At 37.6% G+C, this 21,085-nt stretch carries 18 protein-coding genes; 9 read left to right on the top strand and 9 right to left on the bottom strand.

The features are described 5' to 3' along the window. Positions 1-143 precede the first annotated feature (143 nt). The gene (locus tag QMD71_08510) at positions 144-3,539 is read right to left on the bottom strand and encodes a BTAD domain-containing putative transcriptional regulator (GenBank protein ID MDI6840869.1); all 3,396 of its coding nucleotides are present in this window, start codon (positions 3,537-3,539) and stop codon (positions 144-146) included. A 95-nt stretch (positions 3,540-3,634) separates the two neighbouring features. On the opposite strand from QMD71_08510, the gene QMD71_08505 reads away from it, so the two are divergent. From QMD71_08505 to QMD71_08485, 5 genes are all read left to right on the top strand, one after another. Then, positions 3,635-3,781 (top strand): hypothetical protein, encoded by a 147-nt coding sequence (locus QMD71_08505; protein MDI6840868.1) that lies wholly within the window; start codon positions 3,635-3,637, stop codon positions 3,779-3,781. Position 3,782: 1 nt separating this feature from the next. Continuing rightward, positions 3,783-4,691: a PorV/PorQ family protein gene (locus QMD71_08500; protein MDI6840867.1), complete on the top strand. Its 909-nt coding sequence runs from the start codon at positions 3,783-3,785 to the stop codon at positions 4,689-4,691. Between the two features lie 2 nt (positions 4,692-4,693). After that, on the top strand, positions 4,694-5,644 hold the full coding sequence (locus tag QMD71_08495; protein MDI6840866.1) for an acetyl-CoA carboxylase carboxyltransferase subunit alpha: 951 nt from the start codon (positions 4,694-4,696) through the stop codon (positions 5,642-5,644). Between the two features lie 66 nt (positions 5,645-5,710). Continuing rightward, complete coding sequence (locus QMD71_08490; protein MDI6840865.1) at positions 5,711-7,228, top strand: POTRA domain-containing protein; 1,518 nt, start codon at positions 5,711-5,713, stop codon at positions 7,226-7,228. A 6-nt stretch (positions 7,229-7,234) separates the two neighbouring features. Then, complete coding sequence (locus QMD71_08485; protein MDI6840864.1) at positions 7,235-7,528, top strand: ATP-binding cassette domain-containing protein; 294 nt, start codon at positions 7,235-7,237, stop codon at positions 7,526-7,528. 360 nt (positions 7,529-7,888) lie between these two features. On the opposite strand, the gene QMD71_08480 is transcribed toward QMD71_08485, so the two are convergent. Both QMD71_08480 and amrS read right to left on the bottom strand, forming a co-directional pair. Continuing rightward, a complete protein-coding gene (locus QMD71_08480) occupies positions 7,889-8,284 on the bottom strand; it encodes a NusG domain II-containing protein (GenBank protein ID MDI6840863.1) in 396 nt (131 codons plus the stop codon). Then, positions 8,251-9,252 carry an AmmeMemoRadiSam system radical SAM enzyme gene (amrS, locus tag QMD71_08475; GenBank protein ID MDI6840862.1) on the bottom strand — a complete coding sequence of 334 codons (1,002 nt, stop codon included), beginning with the start codon at positions 9,250-9,252 and terminating at the stop codon, positions 8,251-8,253. The genes QMD71_08480 and amrS overlap by 34 nt, the downstream gene beginning before the upstream one ends. Positions 9,253-9,422: 170 nt before the next feature. Between amrS and QMD71_08470 the strand changes: the two genes are divergently transcribed. Continuing rightward, positions 9,423-9,620 (top strand): 2-hydroxymuconate tautomerase, encoded by a 198-nt coding sequence (locus tag QMD71_08470; GenBank protein ID MDI6840861.1) that lies wholly within the window; start codon positions 9,423-9,425, stop codon positions 9,618-9,620. Between the two features lie 293 nt (positions 9,621-9,913). Here QMD71_08470 and QMD71_08465 read toward each other — a convergent pair whose 3' ends face one another. Further along, positions 9,914-10,378, bottom strand: coding sequence for a small multi-drug export protein (locus QMD71_08465; GenBank protein ID MDI6840860.1), 465 nt, complete (start codon positions 10,376-10,378; stop codon positions 9,914-9,916). Positions 10,379-10,485: 107 nt separating this feature from the next. On the opposite strand from QMD71_08465, the gene QMD71_08460 reads away from it, so the two are divergent. From QMD71_08460 to QMD71_08450, 3 genes are all read left to right on the top strand, one after another. Continuing rightward, positions 10,486-14,838 (top strand): C25 family cysteine peptidase, encoded by a 4,353-nt coding sequence (locus QMD71_08460; GenBank protein ID MDI6840859.1) that lies wholly within the window; start codon positions 10,486-10,488, stop codon positions 14,836-14,838. A gap of 97 nt (positions 14,839-14,935) precedes the next feature. Then, a complete protein-coding gene (locus tag QMD71_08455) occupies positions 14,936-15,739 on the top strand; it encodes a T9SS type A sorting domain-containing protein (protein ID MDI6840858.1) in 804 nt (267 codons plus the stop codon). A gap of 92 nt (positions 15,740-15,831) precedes the next feature. Continuing rightward, positions 15,832-16,956 carry a T9SS type A sorting domain-containing protein gene (locus tag QMD71_08450; GenBank protein MDI6840857.1) on the top strand — a complete coding sequence of 375 codons (1,125 nt, stop codon included), beginning with the start codon at positions 15,832-15,834 and terminating at the stop codon, positions 16,954-16,956. A gap of 44 nt (positions 16,957-17,000) precedes the next feature. On the opposite strand, the gene yajC is transcribed toward QMD71_08450, so the two are convergent. The 5 genes from yajC to QMD71_08425 form a co-directional block, all read right to left on the bottom strand. Continuing rightward, positions 17,001-17,306, bottom strand: coding sequence for a preprotein translocase subunit YajC (gene yajC / locus QMD71_08445; protein MDI6840856.1), 306 nt, complete (start codon positions 17,304-17,306; stop codon positions 17,001-17,003). An 18-nt stretch (positions 17,307-17,324) separates the two neighbouring features. Further along, positions 17,325-17,975, bottom strand: a complete 651-nt coding sequence (locus QMD71_08440; protein MDI6840855.1) for an MBL fold metallo-hydrolase — start codon at positions 17,973-17,975, stop codon at positions 17,325-17,327. Positions 17,976-18,167: 192 nt separating this feature from the next. After that, the gene (locus tag QMD71_08435; GenBank protein ID MDI6840854.1) at positions 18,168-18,452 is read right to left on the bottom strand and encodes a hypothetical protein; all 285 of its coding nucleotides are present in this window, start codon (positions 18,450-18,452) and stop codon (positions 18,168-18,170) included. 475 nt (positions 18,453-18,927) lie between these two features. After that, a complete protein-coding gene (locus QMD71_08430) occupies positions 18,928-19,095 on the bottom strand; it encodes a hypothetical protein (GenBank protein MDI6840853.1) in 168 nt (55 codons plus the stop codon). A gap of 91 nt (positions 19,096-19,186) precedes the next feature. Further along, entirely contained in the window at positions 19,187-20,983 is a 1,797-nt protein-coding gene (locus QMD71_08425; GenBank protein MDI6840852.1) for a S8 family peptidase, read from the bottom strand. Between the last annotated feature and the right edge of the window lie 102 nt (positions 20,984-21,085).

Here is a 21,085-nt window from a genome sequence, read left to right as displayed (position 1 = left end):
AAATTTCACCTCACAGAACTTTTACCAGAAAAACTGCTCATTTCTAAACAGCCTCAATTTTACTTTATACCTTATATTATACCTTATAACTTACCAATTCCTAAACTAATTTTTTGTGCTTTATAACAAAAGAGTTGCATAAGTTAAGGTTTAATTAATTTCTGATAAAGGATGGTGGTTTCAGGTTCAGGTGCTGTCTTTAGCTCTTTACTCAATGTTTTCTTTAATCGTTTGTATAGGTGCTCAATTGCTTTCCTATTGCCAAGTTTAGCATAGCATCGCATTAGACTACGATAAACATCCTCATCAAATTCATCTAATACAAGAACCTTTTCAAGTAAGTTTTTTGAGTCAACCCAATTGTTAAATGAGCCCTGATATGTAGCAAGACGCTTCAGTGAATTTCTATACTTCTCTTCATACCACCGCCTTTTTTCTTCAACCCAGTCATCATATATATCCGAAAGATAACTACCTTTGTATAAATTAACTGCTTGAGCAAGCTTATCCATTGCAGTAGTAACTTCACCTATCCTTTCTAACTCAGTTGATTCTTTCAGTAGATTGTCAAATTTATCCACATCTGTCCATATGCAGTATTTTGGATTAATCTGGTAACAGTAGTTAGCGTATTCAACTAAAGGACAAATTCTCATTTTTGGCTTAATATTGTGTCGTATATTAGAAAGTGCAACCCAAAGTGATGACTCTGCACGCCGGACGCTTACCCCTTGCCAGAATAGGTCTATCAGTTTATCCTTGTGGATAGGTTTATATTTATTCATTATTAAGTAAGCAAACAATGACTTCACTTTACTACTCTTCCATTTTATTAAGAGTTTCTCATCCTGTCCATTACATACTTCTAAACCACCAAAAAAGCTAACCTTAATGTCATAACCTGCTTCTCTTGGAGTTCGTTCTACTACACTCATACTTGTAATTGCTTTCAATACATCAGGTTTAAGTGAAGGATGAACTTTCTTACTTATCTTCTCTAACAAAGGTAAAACCCTATCATCCCTAATATTTACTAATGCCTCTATTACCCATCTCTGTATAGATTCATCTTTTAGTTTAAGTAGTAAGCTCAAACTATCAAAGGTAGGACTGCCAATCCTTGACAATATAAAAATAGCGTAACGGGGATAGATTTGCTCTCTTACAGCAGTTGTTAGGAACTCTGGATTACGTCTACATTTTTTAATTAAAAATTGGTCGTATCCATAAGTACTTGCTAATTTTAATGTCAGTCTCATATACTGCTTTAACTTCAGCTCTTCAGCAGAGTTTATTTTTTTCAGGTATAGCTGACAAAGATAAAAATAAGCCTGCATTAAATCATACTTAGCTCCAATACTTTTAATTATAGAAAGCGAATTTAATAAAGCCTGTTTAGCTTTATTAGGATATCCAACCGCTATATTAATCTCAGCTTGTATCAATAAAGTGCGTGCAAGCTGTAAATTATTGCCACCAACATGAGCAAGCTTCAACGCTTCATTAATATATTGCTCTGCATGATAGGAATCAGCTTGCGCCAAATATAGTTTAGCAATACTGCGTAAAACACTTACCTTTATGTGCTGCTCTTTAAGTTCCATAATTAGCTTTAATGAGTTCTGATAATTTTCCATAGCTTTATCATATTTTTGAATTTCACTTAACATATCACCCACAGTATGATAGACATAAGCTAACGCTATTCGGTCATTAAACTCTTTACAAATTTGGATAGCCATGTCTAACAACACCCTACAGTGAGAATAGTCTCCTTTCTCCAACAGTAGAGAAGCCATGTTATTATATGTAATTCCTGCCCCAAATTGCGTAGTCTTATTATATATTTTCAGAGCCTCCCTGTATTTTTGTTCTGCACGAGTAAACTCGCCACACAAATAATAGACTGTCCCTAAGTTATGAAGTACACTCGCTCGAGGGGATAAATCTTCTATTTTTTTACATAAGGCTAATGCCTTAGTTAAATTTTGGGTTAATTCCTTATATTTGCTCAATCTTCCAAGAATACCACTTATAGCATTCAATATCTCAACCTTGAGGGTGTACTCATTTTGTGGTACTAATTTGAATGCATTTCTTTCAATCTTTAACCCTTCATCTGGATTCCCACGGCGTGCAGTTATTACTCCAATTATATGAAGGACATAAGATGTTCCAAACTTATCACCCTTTTGGCTAAATAATTTTTTTGCCTTCTTTAGCGTTTGCATTGCATCATCAAACCCGCCCCACTTATATAATATTTCACCTTTGTAAGCTAAAAGCCATGGATGAGCATTGACAAAATCAGGCAACAAACTATCTATCCAATTGTTAACCATATCTAACATGCCCTTATTAATCGTATCCCTTCCTATCCTTTCTATGAGCATACCCGCTTTCTCATAGTCCATTGATGCAAGCCAATGCTGTATCCCATTACCTATAGCGCCTGTCTGTGTGAAGTATGTGCCAGCCCTCCTGTGGAGTTCTTTAATCAATTCTTTATCAAAACTGGTACTCAGCTTAGTTAGTAAAAATTCTCTAAAAAGTGGATGATACTTAAAAACATCTTTCTCTCCTCGAATAACAGAAATAAAAAGATTAAGTTTCATTAATGAATTCAATAACTCATTGGAGTTATTCATTCCAAGCAAGTTATCTAAAAGCTCCGTTTCCATAGATTCTAAAATAGATGACTTTAGCAAAAAATCCTGTAAAGACTTCGAAAGTTTCTGCATTATTTCATTACTAAAGTATTCAAATGCTTTTTCACTAATCCTTGAGTATGCATCTATTACTTCATTCGGTTTTTTATAACTTAATTCTTGTGAAACAAGTTGGAGTCCAGTAATCCAGCCCCTAGCATACTCTTCTATCTTATTTAATTTTTCTTCCTGAATTTCTATGTGGTAAACATCCTTAAATAGGGTTCTTACTTCCTCATGCGTAAATTGGATATCCTCCTTTTCAAGCATAAATAGCTCCTGTTTTGCACTCAATTTTGTTAATTGAATAGTAGGTAAAGTGCGAGTTGAGATAATTAGATGCAGATTTTGAGGCTGGTGTTCAATAAGATAGTTTAATGCATCATTTATCGGCTTTAACTCACCTATCAAATGGTAGTCATCTATAAATACAAATAGTTCATCCTTTAAAGTATCTATAAGTTCATTTATAAATGTGCCCACTAACATCTCAACATTAGTAGATAAGTCTTTTATACTTTTAATAACAATTTTTGTTTTATTGCCAAAATTTGGATAGACATTGCTAATACTTTCTACAAGGTAAGACATAAAGACTATAAAGTCAGCATCTACTTTATCCACGGTATACCATGCTCTCCTATGGCGCTCAATCTCTTCTGCCAAGTCTAAAATCAGTGTCGTCTTCCCATAGCCAGCATCTGCTGAAATTAAAATAAGCTTTTTGTCAAGGTTATCGCGAAGTAATCTCAATAGCCTCTGCCGTTTAAGTATATTTTTACCAAGCTTTGGGGGAGTAATCTTTGTTCTCACAATCAAATAGTCTTTCATCTTTAATATAATCCCTTACAAAATAATTTATCATAAAATGTCTTAATTAGCAAATAATTTTTAAGCACTTGCATCTAAAATTTTTAGTAAAGATTTTGGTTGACAAAGAGGTTGAGCCCGGGTATTATGGTATAAATTGGGATGCTATAGGTTTTCTATCTGGTATTTATTTTTCAAAGCTTGTAGCTGTAAAGTGCATCTTTGCAAATAAGTTAATCTTGATGGAGTATGTGTATAGTTAAAATGAGAATTTTTTTGATTCCTGTATTTTTATTACTTGCTATTTCTAGTTTTGGTAGCTGGCGGGATAAGATATCAGACTTCTGTAACCAAAAAGAGGACAAGGTTGGTCTCTCCTGGCTTAAGATAAGTCAGGGTGCGCGTGGAGTAGCCATTGGTGACGGATACCTGAGTGTAGTCTCAGACCCGACTGCTATGTGGTGGAATCCAACAGGTATTGTTAGGAGTGATGGGTTGCGGGTTAGTTTTACACATACACAGCACTTTATGGAAATGAGGAATGAGTTTTTTGGGGTATCAAATAAAAGAGGCTACAATGCCTATGGGATAGCAGTTAGTGGGTTATGTGTTAATGAGATAGAGCTCAGGAGCGAATTGCAAGACTCTTTGGGTGAATTCAGTGCATATGATTTTATGTTAATTGGTTCTTATGCGAGAAGTTTTGGTAAAGATTTTAACATGGGTTGGTCATTAAAGGGAATTTATGAGCAGATATATATTTACTCAGCGTTAGGCTGGCTTATTGATTTAGGTGCATCTTATAATCCGTATCCGGGAGTATGGGTTGCAGGCACACTAAGTAATTTAGGACCAAAGATTAAGTTTGAGAATAAAAAGTTTAAGACTCCATTTGCGTGGAAATTAGGTGTAAGCTATAATTGGAATAAATTGTTAATATCAATTGGAACTAATAAATACAAAGATACTATACTAAGAGGAGGGCTTGGTATTGAGTACAAGATTAGTCCTAACTTTGAGTTAAGAGCCGGATATAGTATAAGATCCGAGTATAAGTCAGAGTCTATCTCAGCTGGATTTGGAGTCAACTGGAGCGGTCTCTCACTTGATTACGCATTTAAGCCGTATGGATTAGGACTTGGCGTAGCTCATATCTTAACAATAACTAAGTAGTTATGTATTTACTTGACTTTGAGCGTCCTATAGCTGAAATTGAGCATAAGATTGATGAGTTGCATATACTTGCATCAGAGGAGCGACTTGACTTAAAGGATGAGATTAAGCGCCTTGAAGCAAAAGTCTCAAAAATGAGAAAAGAAGTGTTCTCAAACCTAACTCCCTGGCAGCGAGTTCAACTTGCACGCCACCCAGATAGGCTCTATACTATGGATTATATTAAACTAATGGTAAATGAGTTCTTAGAGTTGCATGGCGATGGCTGCTTTAGAGATGACCCTGCTATTGTTGCAGGAATAGGTAAGCTTGATGGCAAATCAGTTGTCATTGTGGGCCACGAAAAAGGGAGAACAACTAAAGATAAACTTTATCGTAACTTTGGAATGGCACACCCTGAAGGCTATAGAAAAGCACTGAGAGTTATGAAGTTAGGTGAAAAATTTGGCAAGCCAATTGTTAGCTTAATAGATACACCCGGTGCCTATCCGGGTATAGGGGCTGAAGAGCGCGGACAGGCTCAAGCTATAGCTCAAAATATAAAAGCGATGTCTACTATAAGGGTACCTATAATTGTAATAATAACAGGAGAAGGCGGCTCAGGTGGTGCACTTGGGATTGGGGTAGGTGACATAGTGTTAATGCAAGAGTATGCATTTTATTCTGTGATATCGCCTGAAGGCTGTGCCTCAATCTTATGGCGAGATGCAAAGAAGGCACCAGAAGCCGCAGAAGCACTACATATAACTGCACAAGACTTGTTAGAACTAAAAGTAATAGATGGAATTGTAAAGGAACCAGAAGGCGGTGTTCACAGAAATCCTGAGCAAAGCGCAGCTATATTGAAACAAACAATATTAGATAATCTTAACCACCTATCTTCTATGCCTATAGAGATACTTGTAAAAAATAGGATTGAAAAATTTAAGTCAATGGGTGTATACTCTACTTGATTAATCTATGAAGTCCCAACACTGTCAAATCCAATCATTTAATATCAATTTTTGGATTGGGGAACAATGTTTAATTTATTATTTATTATATTCATATTCATAAATACAACAGGTAACTACAAAATAGGTAAAATCACAGTTAGCGGTAATCACTGGACAAAAGAGTTTGTGATAAAGCGTGAGTTGTTACTCAGAGAAAACGAAAGTTATGATAGCCTTAAAATAGAAGAAAGTGAGCGTAACCTACGCAAATTAGGATATTTTCAGGATACTGAAATAGTGGAAGAGTGTGATACAGTGAATAAAATGGTAGATTTGATAGTAAAAGTGAAAGAAGTATGGCACATATATCCTGTACCAATACCGCCTTCAGGTGGCGGTGGCTATTATTATGCTGGTGGCTTACTCACAGATGTTAACTTTATGGGGATGGGTCAAAATGTAGGGTTATTTTTCTTCTACACTAAAATGTATCGTGAGAATTTTACATCACACCTTACAAACTTTTGGTTTACAGAACCCAGATTATTTGGGACAAGATGGCAAATAGGATTAAATTCAGCCATTAACATTAATCCACCGAGGGGTGGACTTTACCGAGGATTAAATTTATCTCTGACTCAGCCGTTGTATTCAAAAGAAGTTAAATGGGCGATGAGTTTTGGTCTTAATTATGGTTTCACAGCTTCATTCTGGTATAATGCTGAACCTATTAAATATTATGGTGAATCGAAGGGTGCAAGTTTTAATCTCACTCGTTCATTTGGTTTACTATCCAAAAAGGATGTCAGCTTTGGTGTATCTGCCTCTAAAGTAGATTATCCTGATGCTCCCAGTATGTTGAAGGATTCGCTTATTTATAGAAAAACTATTGGTATATTTGGTCATGTTTCGCTATATAAAGAAAATTATATGAAACAAAGATTCATTGACGAACTTGGTAGGACTGAAGATATAAGATTAGGTCATTACTTTAATTTTGAATTAGAGCCGCACAATAAGGCTTTAGGGTCAAAACGAGATGAATTAGAATTAAGTACAAGTCTCTCTTATACATATAAAATACTGGGCTTAATTTTTAAGGATGCGCTAAGTTTCTCGTCAGATTTGACACGTGATTCCTTATTAAATACAGTCGTAACAAATGAGTTAAAATCTTTTTATAAGCTACCATTAAACCAAACTTTAGCTGTCCGACTCCGTTTGTGTTATATAAAAAATTACGAGCCCCCTTCTCCTTACAGGTTAGGTGGCTCAAATGGGTTAAGAGGTTATCCGGCAAATGAACTTGGAGGCGAAAAAGAGTTACTTGTAAACATGGAGGACAGGATAATTTTAATCAACACTCCCAGCTTTGTATTTGGGCCAGTTTTATTTTTAGACATCGGCGGCTATTTTGACCAGAAAATAGTAAAGTCAGTTGGTTTAGGTGTGAGGTTTACATTCCCCCGCTTCTTATGTCCAGTCCTGCGTATAGACTACGCTTACCCTTTAGATGCAACAAAAATTGAAAACTGGTCATTTGGGATAAATCAAACATTTACAATAAATCCACTTTCATTTAATATAAGTGTTAGGATTTAGTAAAAAATGAAAGAAATGTTAAAAGTAGATAAATTAGTTAAAATATACAAACAAAAGAATAATCCAGTTATTGCCGTAGATACTATAAGTTTTTCTATAAATGAAGGCGAAATACTCGGTATTTTAGGCCCTAATGGTGCAGGTAAAACTACAACAATAAAGTGTATTTGTGGCTTGGTGACTCCTACAAGTGGAAGTATATTTATTGACAATGTAAATGTACTTAGAGATGTTAAATTTTGTATGTCAAAAGTAAGTGCAGTACTTGAAGGTAATCGTAATATATATTTTGGAGGTTAACCCCTAAAGAGAACCTTTAATTTTTTGTGGCGGTTTAGGTCTTGTATTTAAGCAAATCCAGGCATTGTTTCAAGTATTACAATTTGCTTTTGTCGGCTTTATAGCTGCCCCTTGTTATGAAATTCAGGTACTGAAAATTTTACCCTTATCACTTGGGACTAGACTTATAGGCAAAATAATGGTAGATAAATTATCTATTATCCAATTGCTGAGCATAGATTTGATTTTCCTTATATTAAATGGTAGTATCTATTTTTTGATTGGTCTTTTTATATTTAAGATTTGTAAAAATATAGCTAAACAAAAGGCATTATTAGGTCACTACTAAAGAACAAAAATTGGCTCTAAATCCGGAGTTATTTACCAAGTTACACTATCCGTTTCTTTTTCACCCGTCATTCTTATCATAACTTGATTAGGAATACAAATTATAACATCGTCTGAATTGTGAATAAAGCCTTGATGTACGCACACTTTCAAAGGGCAGGGTGAGGCAATCATCCTTACACTACCATTTGCTATCTCTATGATTGACTCGCCAAGCGGTCCAGTTACAGTTACCTTTCGAGACTCAAATAGTGATAGTTTATACACATCTTTACCATTTACAGATATTATACAATAACTCGGTTTACTATGTAGCGATTTTATCTTAATTCCTGAGCCTATAGAAGCTAAAAACAAGCAAATAATTAGTATCCTATCGCCAAGTGTAAGGTACCTTAGGAAAGCACGAAATCTACTTTTCTGCCACATTTCTCACATTTACCGTCTTTTATTCCAGTTATATTAGCATAGAAATACGACCGACTGACTAATAAGTTATTACACTCAGGGCAGTAGGTATCAGATGCACCTGGAATCTCGACATTGCCTACATATACATAGTTTAACTTCTCCTTTGCCAGCTTCCATGTAGATTCTAGTGTATCAACTGGTGTAGGTGGTGCACTAAACTTATAATGTGGGAAGTATCTTGAAAAGTGTAAAGGTGTATCAACTCCTATACTAACAACAAAATCTATAAGCTTTGAGATTAGCTCATTAGAGTCGTTGTAGCCGGGTATGACAAGGTTTGTCAGCTCAATGTGGATACGCTTTTTGCTAATTTTTATTGTATTTAATACTGTAGTCAGGTCGCCTTTTAGCACATTTTTATAAAAGTCATCATCCATTGATTTAAGGTCAATATTTGCGGCGTCTACATATGGCAGGAGTTCAAGTAACGGCTCTTCGTTTATCATACCATTTGTTACAAGTACATTCTTAAGTCCATGTTTATGTGCAATCTTACCTGCATCTATCAAGTATTCATACCAGGTGAGTGGTTCTGTATAAGTATAAGCAATACCAAAAGATTCATTCTTTATTGCAAGCCTAACAAGGCTCTCAGGTGCAACATATGTTGTACGAGCATTAAGTTGCGAAATCTCCGCATTCTGGCAAAATGGGCACTTGAAATTGCATGAGTTAGGCGCAGTAGACAAAATTGAACTACCCGGATAGAAATGATAAAGTGGCTTCTTCTCAATAGGGTCAACAGCTAAAGATGCGCATTCCCCATAGTTTATAGCATATAAGATACCACCCACATTTTTTCTGCCCCTACATATACCAACTTTTCCAGTAGCAATTGTACACTTATGAGGACAAATGAGACATTGAGTAGAGTCGTCTTTAACTTTCTTCCAGTACTTAGCTTCATGATGAGGTCTCATCTCCATAATTTAATTATACAACCAATCTTTAACAATGCAATATATTTTTTGAATACGAAAACTTGACATTGATGTTTTGTCCAGTATATAATACTCTTTGTTGGAATGCTATCCGGACTCTGAAAATATGGACAGATTAGGCAAAATGCTTAATGACACTTAAAACAGGAGGTATTATGCCAGTAATAACAGTCAATTTATGGAAGGGGAGGACAGTTGAGCAGAAACGCAGGCTTGTAAAGGAAATCACAGATAGTGTAGCAGCTACTATAGACTGCCCCAAGGATGCTGTTCATATCATCATCAATGAGCAGTCTAAGGAGAATTGGGGTATTGGTGGAGTGCTTGCATCAGAAAAATTTTATGATAAGTAAGGTATTTTATGGGTAAAAGGAAAACTAAAAGGAAACCACGCCGAATAAAGAGAGGTAAGCCTCGTAAACCGCCAACTACGGCTTTTAAGAGATAGGAAATAAGTCTGCTGAGTCCGTTAAATCTGTTTCGTTTTATTGACGATTTTATATAGAAAGATACTACATATAATGGAGGCTTGAATGCTAAAGAATTTTCGGCTAGCATTTATTTTGCAAAATTTATAGCTACCGGTAGGGGTTTGATTAATCAAACTCCTACAAACTCGTTGGTTGGCCCCGGTGACTTGACATTGTTAGCCTCGTATAAACACTGGTATATTGACTGCACCAAAACATACAAAGCTAACAATTATCCCGGCTAAAAGTACACCTAATACAATAGAGGGAAAGGCAAACTTAAACTTAATCCCTAAAAGGAATGCAGCTACGCTGCCAGTCCAGGCTCCAGTTATTGGGAGTGGGATTGCAACAAACAAAGTCAATCCTATGCACTCGTATCTCTCTACTAATTTAGAGCGTCGTAAAGTATAGCCGAACCACCAAGTAAAGAAATTTTCAAATGGTTTAAATCTTCTTAAGAATTCAGAAATAGGACCGAGAAGTAAGAGTAAAGGTATCGCAGGTATCAAGTTGCCAATTATAGAGAAGATATATGCCTCTACATAGCCCATACCTTGACTCAAAGCGTAAGGGATTGCACCCCTTAATTCAGATATAGGAGCCATAGCTAAAAGCAAGGTTATAATTTTAGCATGCACAAAAACAAATTTACTGCACTTAATATTAAAAATCAAGTTTTTCCACTTGACAAATATATTATTCGCGTTTATTTATAATAATATAAGCATTGAAAATATGAGAAAATATGAATAAGAGAGTGACAAGTTTATTGGGTACGTTCCTTATTAGCTTTCCGCTTCTTTTATGGAGTAGAGAGTTAATAGAAGAAATTAATTTTAGGAAAGTTGACCTTTCATTCAGTAGGTTTAAAGAATATGATGTTGTCTCACTTAAGGATGCTGTGTATACTAATGAGCTTGGAGCTCCTATGCTTCCTTGTTATCAGGCAAGAATTCTTATCCCACAGGGAGCGACTGCAACTCAAGTAAAAGTTATTTCTTGTCGTAAAGATAAACTTCCAGGAGAGTATAATATCTGTCCAACTCAGCCGCCGAGGCCAATTTCAGTTGATAGAGAAGTACCTTTTACATTACCTGATTCAACGGTTTACAGTTCATCTGCATCTTATCCGGGAGAGCTTGTAAAACTTGTTGGCACAGGTGAAAAAGGTGGCTATAAAATTGCTGAGCTACTTATCTATCCAGTTCAGTACATTCCGTATGAAAAGAGCCTGACTTTCTTTTCACATATTACTTTGAAGTTAAAGTATGAAGATACACATACAGCAACTGGGATAACAAAATTTCAGAAGGAGTCCATTGAGCCTACAGTTAGGGAGTTAATCGTAAACACTGAACTCTTAGATATGTATGCCCCACCCTTATTAGAGAAGCAAAATGAAATTAGATATTGCATAATAACAAGCAGTAGCTTCTTATCTGAATTCCAGCGACTCGCTGACTGGAAAACAAAGAAGGGAGTGCGTGCAAAAGTTGTGTGCCTCGATTCGATATATAATTCTTGTCCAGGAATAGATAACCCAGCAAAAATAAGAAAGTTTATCTCTGATGCACGGAGCAACTGGGGGACACAATACTTTTTACTTGGTGGTCAGTGTGACTTTGAAAACAGCCAAGAAATTGTGCCTAGGAGAGACGCCTTCTGTTTGGATCTGCCCTATGGTTATTATTCAGATGAGGATACTATACCTTGTGACCTATATTACTCTGATTTGGATGGTACCTGGGATGGCAACGGTAATGGGATTTATGGGGAAACAGGCGATGGGGTGAATATGTATTCAGATGTCTTTGTTGGTCGCGCTCCTGTGAGTAATTTAACACAGGTTCAAAACTTTGTGAATAAAGTACTGACTTATGAGTGTAATCCACCCACTGGATATGAGAAGAAAATCTTATTACCTGCAGTCCTTTTATTTCCCCCGTATGCCTATTGGGGTGATATAGTGAACGATGCAATAGCAAATGTCACACCCACGGACTGGGAGGATGCAAAACTATATGAATCAAATGGGACACTGAGCGAGCAAGAGGTAATAGATTCAATTAATGCTGGATTTGGGTTTACCCACTATTCAGCTCATGGTAACGAATATGGGGTCTATACTGCATGGGCTCAGGTTATCCTGAATTCGGCTGATGTTAATAATCTTAACAATGGGAACAAGATTGGGGTTCACAATTCTATTGCCTGCTTTTCAGGTGCAGTAGATGAGGTAGCTGGTGGTGATTGTTTTGCTGAGCACTTAATAAATAAGCAAAATGGTGGTGCTGTTGCCTCTATTATGAATTCAAGGTATGGGTTTGGCCGGCCTCCAGATATGTATGCATCAGAGCTTATGGATTTAGAGTTTTATAAGAAATTGTTTAACGCCAATTTATACCATTTAGGTGAAGCTCATGCCGCATCTAAGGATGCATATGTGACTAATGCTCAGTCAGATGCATATTTTAGGTACTGCGTGTATGAACTTAACCTATTTGGTGACCCAGAACTGCCAATGTGGACAGATGAGCCAAAAGAGTTAACTGTGAATCATCCATCAACAATTTTTGTTGGTCTACACTCATTTGAGGTAACCTGTTCCAATTGTGGGTATCCTGTTTCTAATGCCAGTGTCTGCTTGATGAAAGGGAGCGAAATATATACTACTGGGACAACTAATTCAGCTGGTAGTGTAACTTTTAATATTAACATACCTACCTCCGGAGCCTTATGGATAACTGCTACAGCACGTAATTTCTTACCTTACGAGGGATATGCAACAGTCTCTTTAGGGGCAACTGTAAGTATCGAGCCCGATACTATTCAAGTTAATAATCCAACTGATGTTGAAATCACGGTATATGGGTTTTCTAATGTTGAGGTTAAAATTGCAGGCCTCGGAGTGTCAAAGTGTGATACAACAAATGCAGCTGGTGTATGTACAATTAATGTCAACGCCCCATATGGGGAAGTCTTGAAATGTACTGGCTCCATTGGCAGAGGGGATTGCTTTACGGATTCAATCTGGGTAACGGAGGCTAATGACCTAAATTCTCCTAATATTTTAGCTCAATCTTCACTTATAGGGCTTACAGATACCTTAACTACAGGATACGAAGGAATTCTAACTGGTACAAGTTTAAACTCCGGATTTACAATCTTTGCCAAAGGATGCGGGATTGACACTTCAGCCTATACTGATGGAACATCAATAGATTTAAGTGTAGTGCCAACCAGTTTTGGTTCAATATATGGCTACATTGCAAAATCTGGTTATAAGGTGTACACAAAATCTTTTCCTGTACTGAAAGTTTTTGGCTCATTAGCTGGCACTGTGACCCACTCAATTACTAATAATGGAATTTTAGGGGCAATAATAAAAGGTTATGAAAAAGGTGTAGATACGTTAGTTGCTACTCCAATCTTTATAGATACAGCTGATGCGAGTGGCAACTGGTCAAGTTACAACTTAATTCAAGTAAACGAATACGATATCTACGCAAGTAAATTTGGCTATTTTCATTATTCCACTACTAAGCTTGTTAAACATGGCGTGAACACCCTTTATATAAAACTACAGCCTCTTCCTACTGGCGTAGTTTATGGAGTAGTCACTGATTCAGTAACTGGAGCTTATTTGAGTAATGCGGATATTAGAATATGTCGTGCAGATAATTCTGAGCTCTACAATACCGTGGCTACTGATGATAACGGGAATTATGCTGTTACCCTCCCTTACTTTACTTACAAATTCCATGTCCTATCTTATAATCATACTCCAAAACACTGCGATGTCACTGTCAATAGCGATAGCTTAAGAGTAGATTTTGCTATGTCTACAGGTGGCTGCCGTATAGATTGGGCATGTTTTCAGCATGACTCAGCTCATACAGGAGTATCTCCACTAAAAGGTGATATGAATACTCATCAAGTAAAACAACTTTGGTCACGCAGTATAGGAGGTTATGTTACTTGTGGTTGTGCACTTGGCGATATAGATGGAGATGGTAAGCTTGAGGTAGTAGTTGGCTCATCTAATGGTAAAGTATATGCATTAAATGGGGAGGATGGCAGTAAACTATGGTCATACACAACAAGTAGCTATGTATACTCTTCACCTGCACTTGGCGACATAGATAGTGATACAAAGCTTGAAGTAGTTTTTGGTGCATGGGATGATTTTACAGTATATGCATTAAATGGGGAGAATGGTAGTAAACTATGGTCATATAAGACAAATAGCTATGTCTGTTCTTCACCTGCACTTGGTGATATAGATAAAGATGACACACTTGAAGTAGTCATTGGCTCATACGATTCTCTAATATATGCGTTAAACGGGGAGAATGGTAGTAAACTATGGTCATACAAAACTGGTGGCCCCGCCTACGCTTCACCTGCTATTGGTGACATAGATAAAGATGACAAGCCCGAAGTAGTAGCTGGTGGCTATTCAGACCGCTTGTATGCAATAAATGGTGAAGATGGTAGTGAACTATGGACAGCATCGACATGGGGCTCTGTTTCTGGTGGATATGCACTTGGTGACATAGATGGTGATAATAAGCTTGAAGTAGTATTTGTCGATTGTACTGCCCGGGCGTTTGCATGGAATGGAGAGAATGGTTCTCTCCTATGGAGGCATGAAGACTTACTTATTATCGGTGGTGCAAACACTACGGCTGCAATTGGTGATGTAAATGGAGATGGTAAAGCTGAAGTAGTATATGGGGGTGCTTTTAAAATATATGCATTGAATAAGACAGGACCGCCACAGCAAGTAGAGGAGCAAGTTAGCTCACAAGAGCTCTCTGTTCTATTATTACAAAATACACCCAATCCATTTAGTGATTATACAAGTATTAGATATGCACTCCCAATAAATACAAAAGTCAGCGTGAACATTTACAACTTATTAGGTCAAAAGGTAGCAACTATTGTCAATGAGCACCAGCTTGCTGGCTGGCATACAATAAGTTGGAATGGCAGGGATGGTAAAGGAGATAAGGTAGCAGGGGGTATCTATTTCTGTAAATTGACTACAAGTGATGGAAAAAGTTTTACAAGGAAGCTTATATTGCTGAAAAAGTAGAAGGTGAAAGAGAGACGCACTCTCTCACATCCCTGCAGCAAGCAGGTCTTTTGAAAGAGGGTCGAATTTAACTGAAAATGTTGAATAGAAGGGAAAGATGAAAAAAGAAGTTTTATTAACATTAATGGCAATAACATTTATTTGGCATACCGGTAGTTCTTCAGCTGGGACTTTTGGGCGTCAAACCCCAGGAACCTCTCAGATACTCTTCGTCGGCTCAATCCTGGGCTGCAAGTTTACTTGTCCTGAAAATTGTACACCACAAAGCCTTACAGCATTCTTCGTAATTACTGGAGACTATATAGATATAAATGCCCAATGTGCCATATATGATGCAAACCTAAATCTTGTGGTAGCCACAGAGGAAAGAACCTTCAATAATTTAACAGATGACGATGGGTGGTATACATTTTCGATCAGCAGTTCTCCAGCTTTAACTGGTGGAGCAGAGTATTGGTTATGTACATGGCAACAAGATAAACAGGCAACACAGCTCTCTATATCCTGTGCCGATGGAGCTCCAGACCAGATGCTCAAGGGAAAGGGGGGTTACAATTACCCTAATTGGCCTTCCACGATGGGGGTGGAGTTTTACACGAGTAAAGAACTCTGCATTTACTGTAGTTACGAGCCTTTATCAGTTGAGTGTGTGAGGTCTGAAGAACTAAATTTTAACCTTAGCAGTATACACAGAACTATCACTTTCTCAATCCCAGAGCCAGGTTATACTGAGCTTATCTTATACGATATTGCTGGTAGAGTGGTTAAAAACTTGGTTGATAGATATCTGGAGAAAGGGAGTCACAGAGTGAGTGTAAGTAGTTGCATACCTTCTGGGATATACTTTGCAGTTCTTAAGGTTGGAAAGATAAAGATTTCTGAGAAAGTGGTGCTATTTTAAAATATAAAAGTCAAGTAATAAAGTAGAAAATATAGAGAGAAAACCTCTCTCTTACCTTTTGTGGAAAGTAGATTAAATTTAGGAGATAAAATATGAAAAGATTATTTTTAATTGTAATTTTGGCTCTCGTGATAGGAGAAACGAGAGTGCTTGGGATAAGATGGTATAACGCTACATCAGCTGCTGGATGGTCAGCAAGGTCAGGACATACATCAGTTGTGTACGACGGTAAGATGTGGGTAATAGGAGGAAGTGAAGGTTGGGCAAAGCAAATGAAGAATGATGTCTGGTGGTCTATGGATGGAGTGACCTGGATAGAAGCTACCCCAAGTGCTGAATGGAGCCAAAGAGCCCATCACGCATCAGTTGTATATAATGGGAAGATGTGGGTTATGGGGGGAACAGATTTGAATAATCCACCTCAATATAATAGAAACGATGTCTGGTGGTCTACTGATGGGGTAGCATGGTTTCAGGCGACTGCAAATGCTGATTGGACAGGTGGAGACCTATTTAGTGCAACTGTGTTTGATGGCAAGATGTGGATACTTGGTGGGAATGACAATGGTACAGTTCTGTATGATGTTTGGTATTCTACAAATGGAGTGAACTGGACACGAGCTGCTGATTTTGGTGGTTTTGTTAGAAATAGTAACCCATTAGTGGAGTATGATAGCAAAATGTGGGTGCTTGGAGGGAGAGGTTTTCTTTTTTCTCCCCCTCAATTTGAGTATTACAACGATGTCTGGTATTCTCCAGATGGTGTGAGTTGGACAAGAGATACACAATCTGCTCCATGGAGAAAAAGGTGGGGTCATACTTCAGTTATGTATAATAATAGAATGTGGGTGCTTGGAGGGGATTCTGTCTTCTGCTTTAATGATGTTTGGTATTCTGATGCTATACCTCCAGAGGTTGAAGAGAGAACATACTTGCAAGATGAGATTCTTATCTCCTCTATCACTCCTAATCCATTTAATTATGAGACAAGGATTAGATATAAACTTCCTAAGGCTACGGAAGTATGCATAAGTATTTATAATCTTATAGGACAACAAATTACAACTCTTGTCAATGAGTACCAATCCGCAGGTTGGCATACAGCAATATGGGATAGTGGGGATAAATATGATAGGTTAGTTGGGAGTGGTGTTTATTTCTATCATATAAATTCTGGTAAATATAATAAAACAGGTAAGCTATATCTAATTAGGTGACCTGAAAAGCAGATTTTGAAGACAGAAGAGTAGATATGTACTCTCTATGAGACTACTCGCGCAATTACTGATTTGTCCACAACGAGTTCAGTTTTTTGTGACACCTGTAAGACTACAGTAGCTTCGTCTATTTTAACTATAGTCCCATGAATCCCACCCGATGTCACTACTTTATTTCCTTTATTTAACCCTTTTAACATTTCTTGATGTTTCTTCCTCTGTTGGCGTTGTGGTAGAATGAGTAGGAAGTAAAATATCACAAATATAAGGATAAGCGGTAGTATAGCTGTAATTCCAGCACCACCCCTTTCACCTCCAGCAGGAGGTGCCATTGCGTAAATTAAACTCATAATCAAATTTTATGTACTCTACAACAATGCAGGTGCGAATACCAAAATTTCCTGTTTATCAGGAAGCACAATTTCAGCCTCTGAACTGCCAAGCTTATTAACCCCTGCTTTACCCTTTATAAACTCATCTACTGATGCAAGTGGGAAGCCTATACTTGTTGTCTTGTAATGCATAGGAATGACAAGCTTTGGATTTAATGATTCCATAACATGTGTTGCACCATCTGCATCTATAGTAAATATGCCTCCAACAGGTATAAAGAGAACATCAGGTTTACCAATTTGGCTTAGTTGTTGAGCTGAGAGTAACTCACCGAGGTCCCCCATGTGACAAAAAGTAATACCATCGGCTCTAAATACGAAAATAGTATTTCTACCCCTCTGCGACCCCTTTGTCTCATCATGGTATGAAGCTACTCCCTTAAAAGTTATACCACGTACTTTGGACTCACCAACCTTTCTTATTATAGTCGGATTACCTAGAATATCACGAGTATAATTATGGTCTGCATGCTCATGTGATATAAGGACTATATCGCACCCCTCCTTTATTGGCTTATACCTGACTTCACCACCAAAACTACCTGTTTCATACGGGTCAGTAATTATTCTTGTACCATCGCTTGTAGTAAACAAAAAACTTGCATGTGCAAGATACTTAACTTTCACTTTGCCCTCCTTTTTATTCTATATTACTATAAAATTTAAGTTTGTCAATAAAAAATGAATTTTGTTTTTATATCTACAAAGTGCAAAATCAGCATTTACTTAAAAATTTCACCCGTTTCTTTTGCCCAAAATAATAAATCAAGATGAGAAATAGGGATATTGACTCTTTTAGAAAACAGTTTTAATTTATCTTTATATCTTAATGTACTCCCCACCTGTAAGTACCCTTGGTATTTTTTTAATAATCCCAAGTGCTTTCAGATTTCTTAAGATATGCCTGTCAAGAATAGCAAGTTGCTCTCCGAGTCCTATATTTCTCAAAAAATGGCTCGCCTCTTTATAATCTAAGCCACAAATATTTCTAATAAGCCATAACCGGAGTTCATCACCTTTATATCTTTTTAGAGCTTTTCTTATTTCCTGAAAAAGTTCTCTCGCTCTCACAATATATTTTGCCTTCTTGTTTTTGAACCTCACCCCTGATAGAGACTCTTGAATCCGTTTTGTGCTACCGCTTAATAATAGACCCTTTTCGCAGTGAATCGTCTTCAAACTCCCCGGCGAGGACTCGGACCTCGAACCTTCGGGTTACAGGTAACCTGATATTTCTATCAGACCTGGACTATCTCTTCACCCTTTCCTATTCTGTAGGATTAGGGTGTCGGGCGCTTCCTCCAACATATATTTGGAGTACGAGCTTTCGCTCTAGTCTCTGCACGTTTCCCCATAGGGGACTTCGCTCAAGGTTACCATATTCTGAGAGTCTCTCAGACTTTAGGCTTCCTTGAATTCACCCAATTTTTCAACCCCGATTTCTCGGGGAAGCTGCAGTCCAGCGTGAACTTCTCGATGACAGTTAGCACAGAGAATCACACACTTGTCAATCTCTGCCTTTACTTTCTCCCAACTTCGTGTGTAGCCTCTTTTTGAAATTTCAAAGTCCTTCTTTGAGCTATCCGGATGGTGAAACTCCAAGTGCTTCAATGCACTTACTGTAACCGCAAATACTGCATTCTCTACCTTTATACCCTACCGCTTTCTCCCGTAGTGTACGGCGTCTTTTCTTAACCGCCTGTATCAAATATTTACGGCGCTCAGCATAAGTTCTTCTGTCACCCATCAGAATTCACACTTCCCCACAGCCCGCCGCTCTACCAGTTGAGCTACCGGGGAATATCAAAAATTTAAAATTCAAAACTAAAAGTTAAAAGTTATCTTACGACTGCAAACTTCTTTATATCTTTACCGTAACCTGTCTTTAATGCACAAATGTATATACCGCTACCAATGAAATTATCACCTTCTTTACCATTCCATTCCACCCAATGTCGTCCCATCCCCTGTTCATCAATTTCTTTTTTAAAGACAAGTCTACCAGATAGTGTATATACTCGGATGCGTACATAACTGTTGTAAATTAGCTGGTATGGAAGGTAAAGTTTATTCCCTACACCAGGTCTAAATGGATTTGGATAAGGTGGTAATAGTTCATCCTTAACAAATCGCGGTCTTATAACATCTGGAACCCCAATTGCTTTATTTGCATTCATTATCCCGTAACCAAGAGTATCATTTGGTGAGCTTGCTCTACTCGCCGTATTACAAATAGCCTCCCTCACCTTCATTGGTGACCAGCTTGGGTGAGCTTCGCATACGAGAGCACATGCACCTGCTACAAGGGCAGTTGCACAAGAGGTGCCGTGACTTTGATAATGATAAGATGTAGTATCATCATAAACAACATAGTTACCAAGCCATGGACCGCAGACTTCTGGCTTTAGTGTGCCATCTACTCTTGGCCCTATCACACTTCCGCCATAATTTACATTACCAACTTTCTCCCACTCTACCCAGTTTCCGAGTGAGTCTACTCCCCCAACTGCTATGATAGAGTCAGCATCTGCAGGTGCCACTATACAGGTATCCGGTGAAGCAGATTGGTCTTTACGGTTTCCCATAGCAGTCACAAGCAAAACTCCCTTACTCGCAAGTGAGCTTGCTACCCTACTTATAGGAGTTGTATGTCCATTAAGCATATCGTAACTATAATTACTATCCGGTTCATCTGCCCAAAACTTATAGCCAAGTGAATTTGATATTATACAGGCACTGTCATTAGCAACTGTATCAGCGATACTTACAATCCATTCCACACCCGCTATCCACCAGTCTTCCTCAGTTATTACATCTGCGTATGGGCTACCAGGGTTACGTAACCACTCTGTCTTTGCAAGCACAAAGTCTGACCCAAATGCTGCCCCTATGTAATTATCTGGCCAGGCAGCACCTAATAAACAAAGCATACCAGTCCCGTGGTTTATCTGGTCCCAATCTGTTCCTATAGTATCATTTGTTGGGTCATATCCTGTGCAGTTGTCATTATTTATGAAGTCCCATTCCCTAATTATGTTTGTATACTTAAAAGCAGGATTCTTTTTTCTCTCAAACCCTGTATCTAAGATACCGATAAGAACTCCAGAGCCAATGAAACCAGAAGAGTGCGCATCAGCCACCCCTATTTGCTTAAGGGCACTGCCGGATTCGCCATAGCCTATACCTTTTTCTGTCTTCATTACTGGCTGTGAAATAGTTGTTTTAAGTGTTCTTATTTTATCTATTTTCAACACATATGGAAAACTTGCAATTTCCTGAATCAGTTTTACAGGGACAAGAAAGCTTGTCGCATTTAGATACTTAGATGAGTAAAGTGGAGTAGCACCAAGCTTTGAGATGCTGTTAACATATCTTTCGGCGACTGGTAAATCGCTTAAGTCTACAAGGTTATCAGCACTTCTAACATTAAGCCGCCTTTTTATAGCACCGGGAGTTAGTTTACTCTTTAACTCAGATATTGCCATATCGTACTCTGATTGAGTAGAAAAGCCTTTATCTGTGAAATAGACCCATACCTTTACTTTGGTTTCGGGTGGATTAGTTTTAATCCAATACTGTAGGCTTGGCGAAATCTTTGCGTCAAAAAGTCCAAAAAGCAAAAATAAGATAATCATATAAAAACTTTAACCCAATTCCAAAAGAGTGTCAAGAAAAATTTGCTTTGTTGAATAATTAAGTTTACACTTCCTATTTCTGCTAAATCCCACAGAATTACA

The sequence above is a fragment of the bacterium genome, assembly GCA_030018315.1.
In the GTDB taxonomy this organism is placed as follows: Bacteria; Hydrothermota; UBA3073; order JACQXS01; family JAGMCI01; genus JASEGA01.
This window is presented reverse-complemented; position numbering and strand designations above follow the sequence as displayed.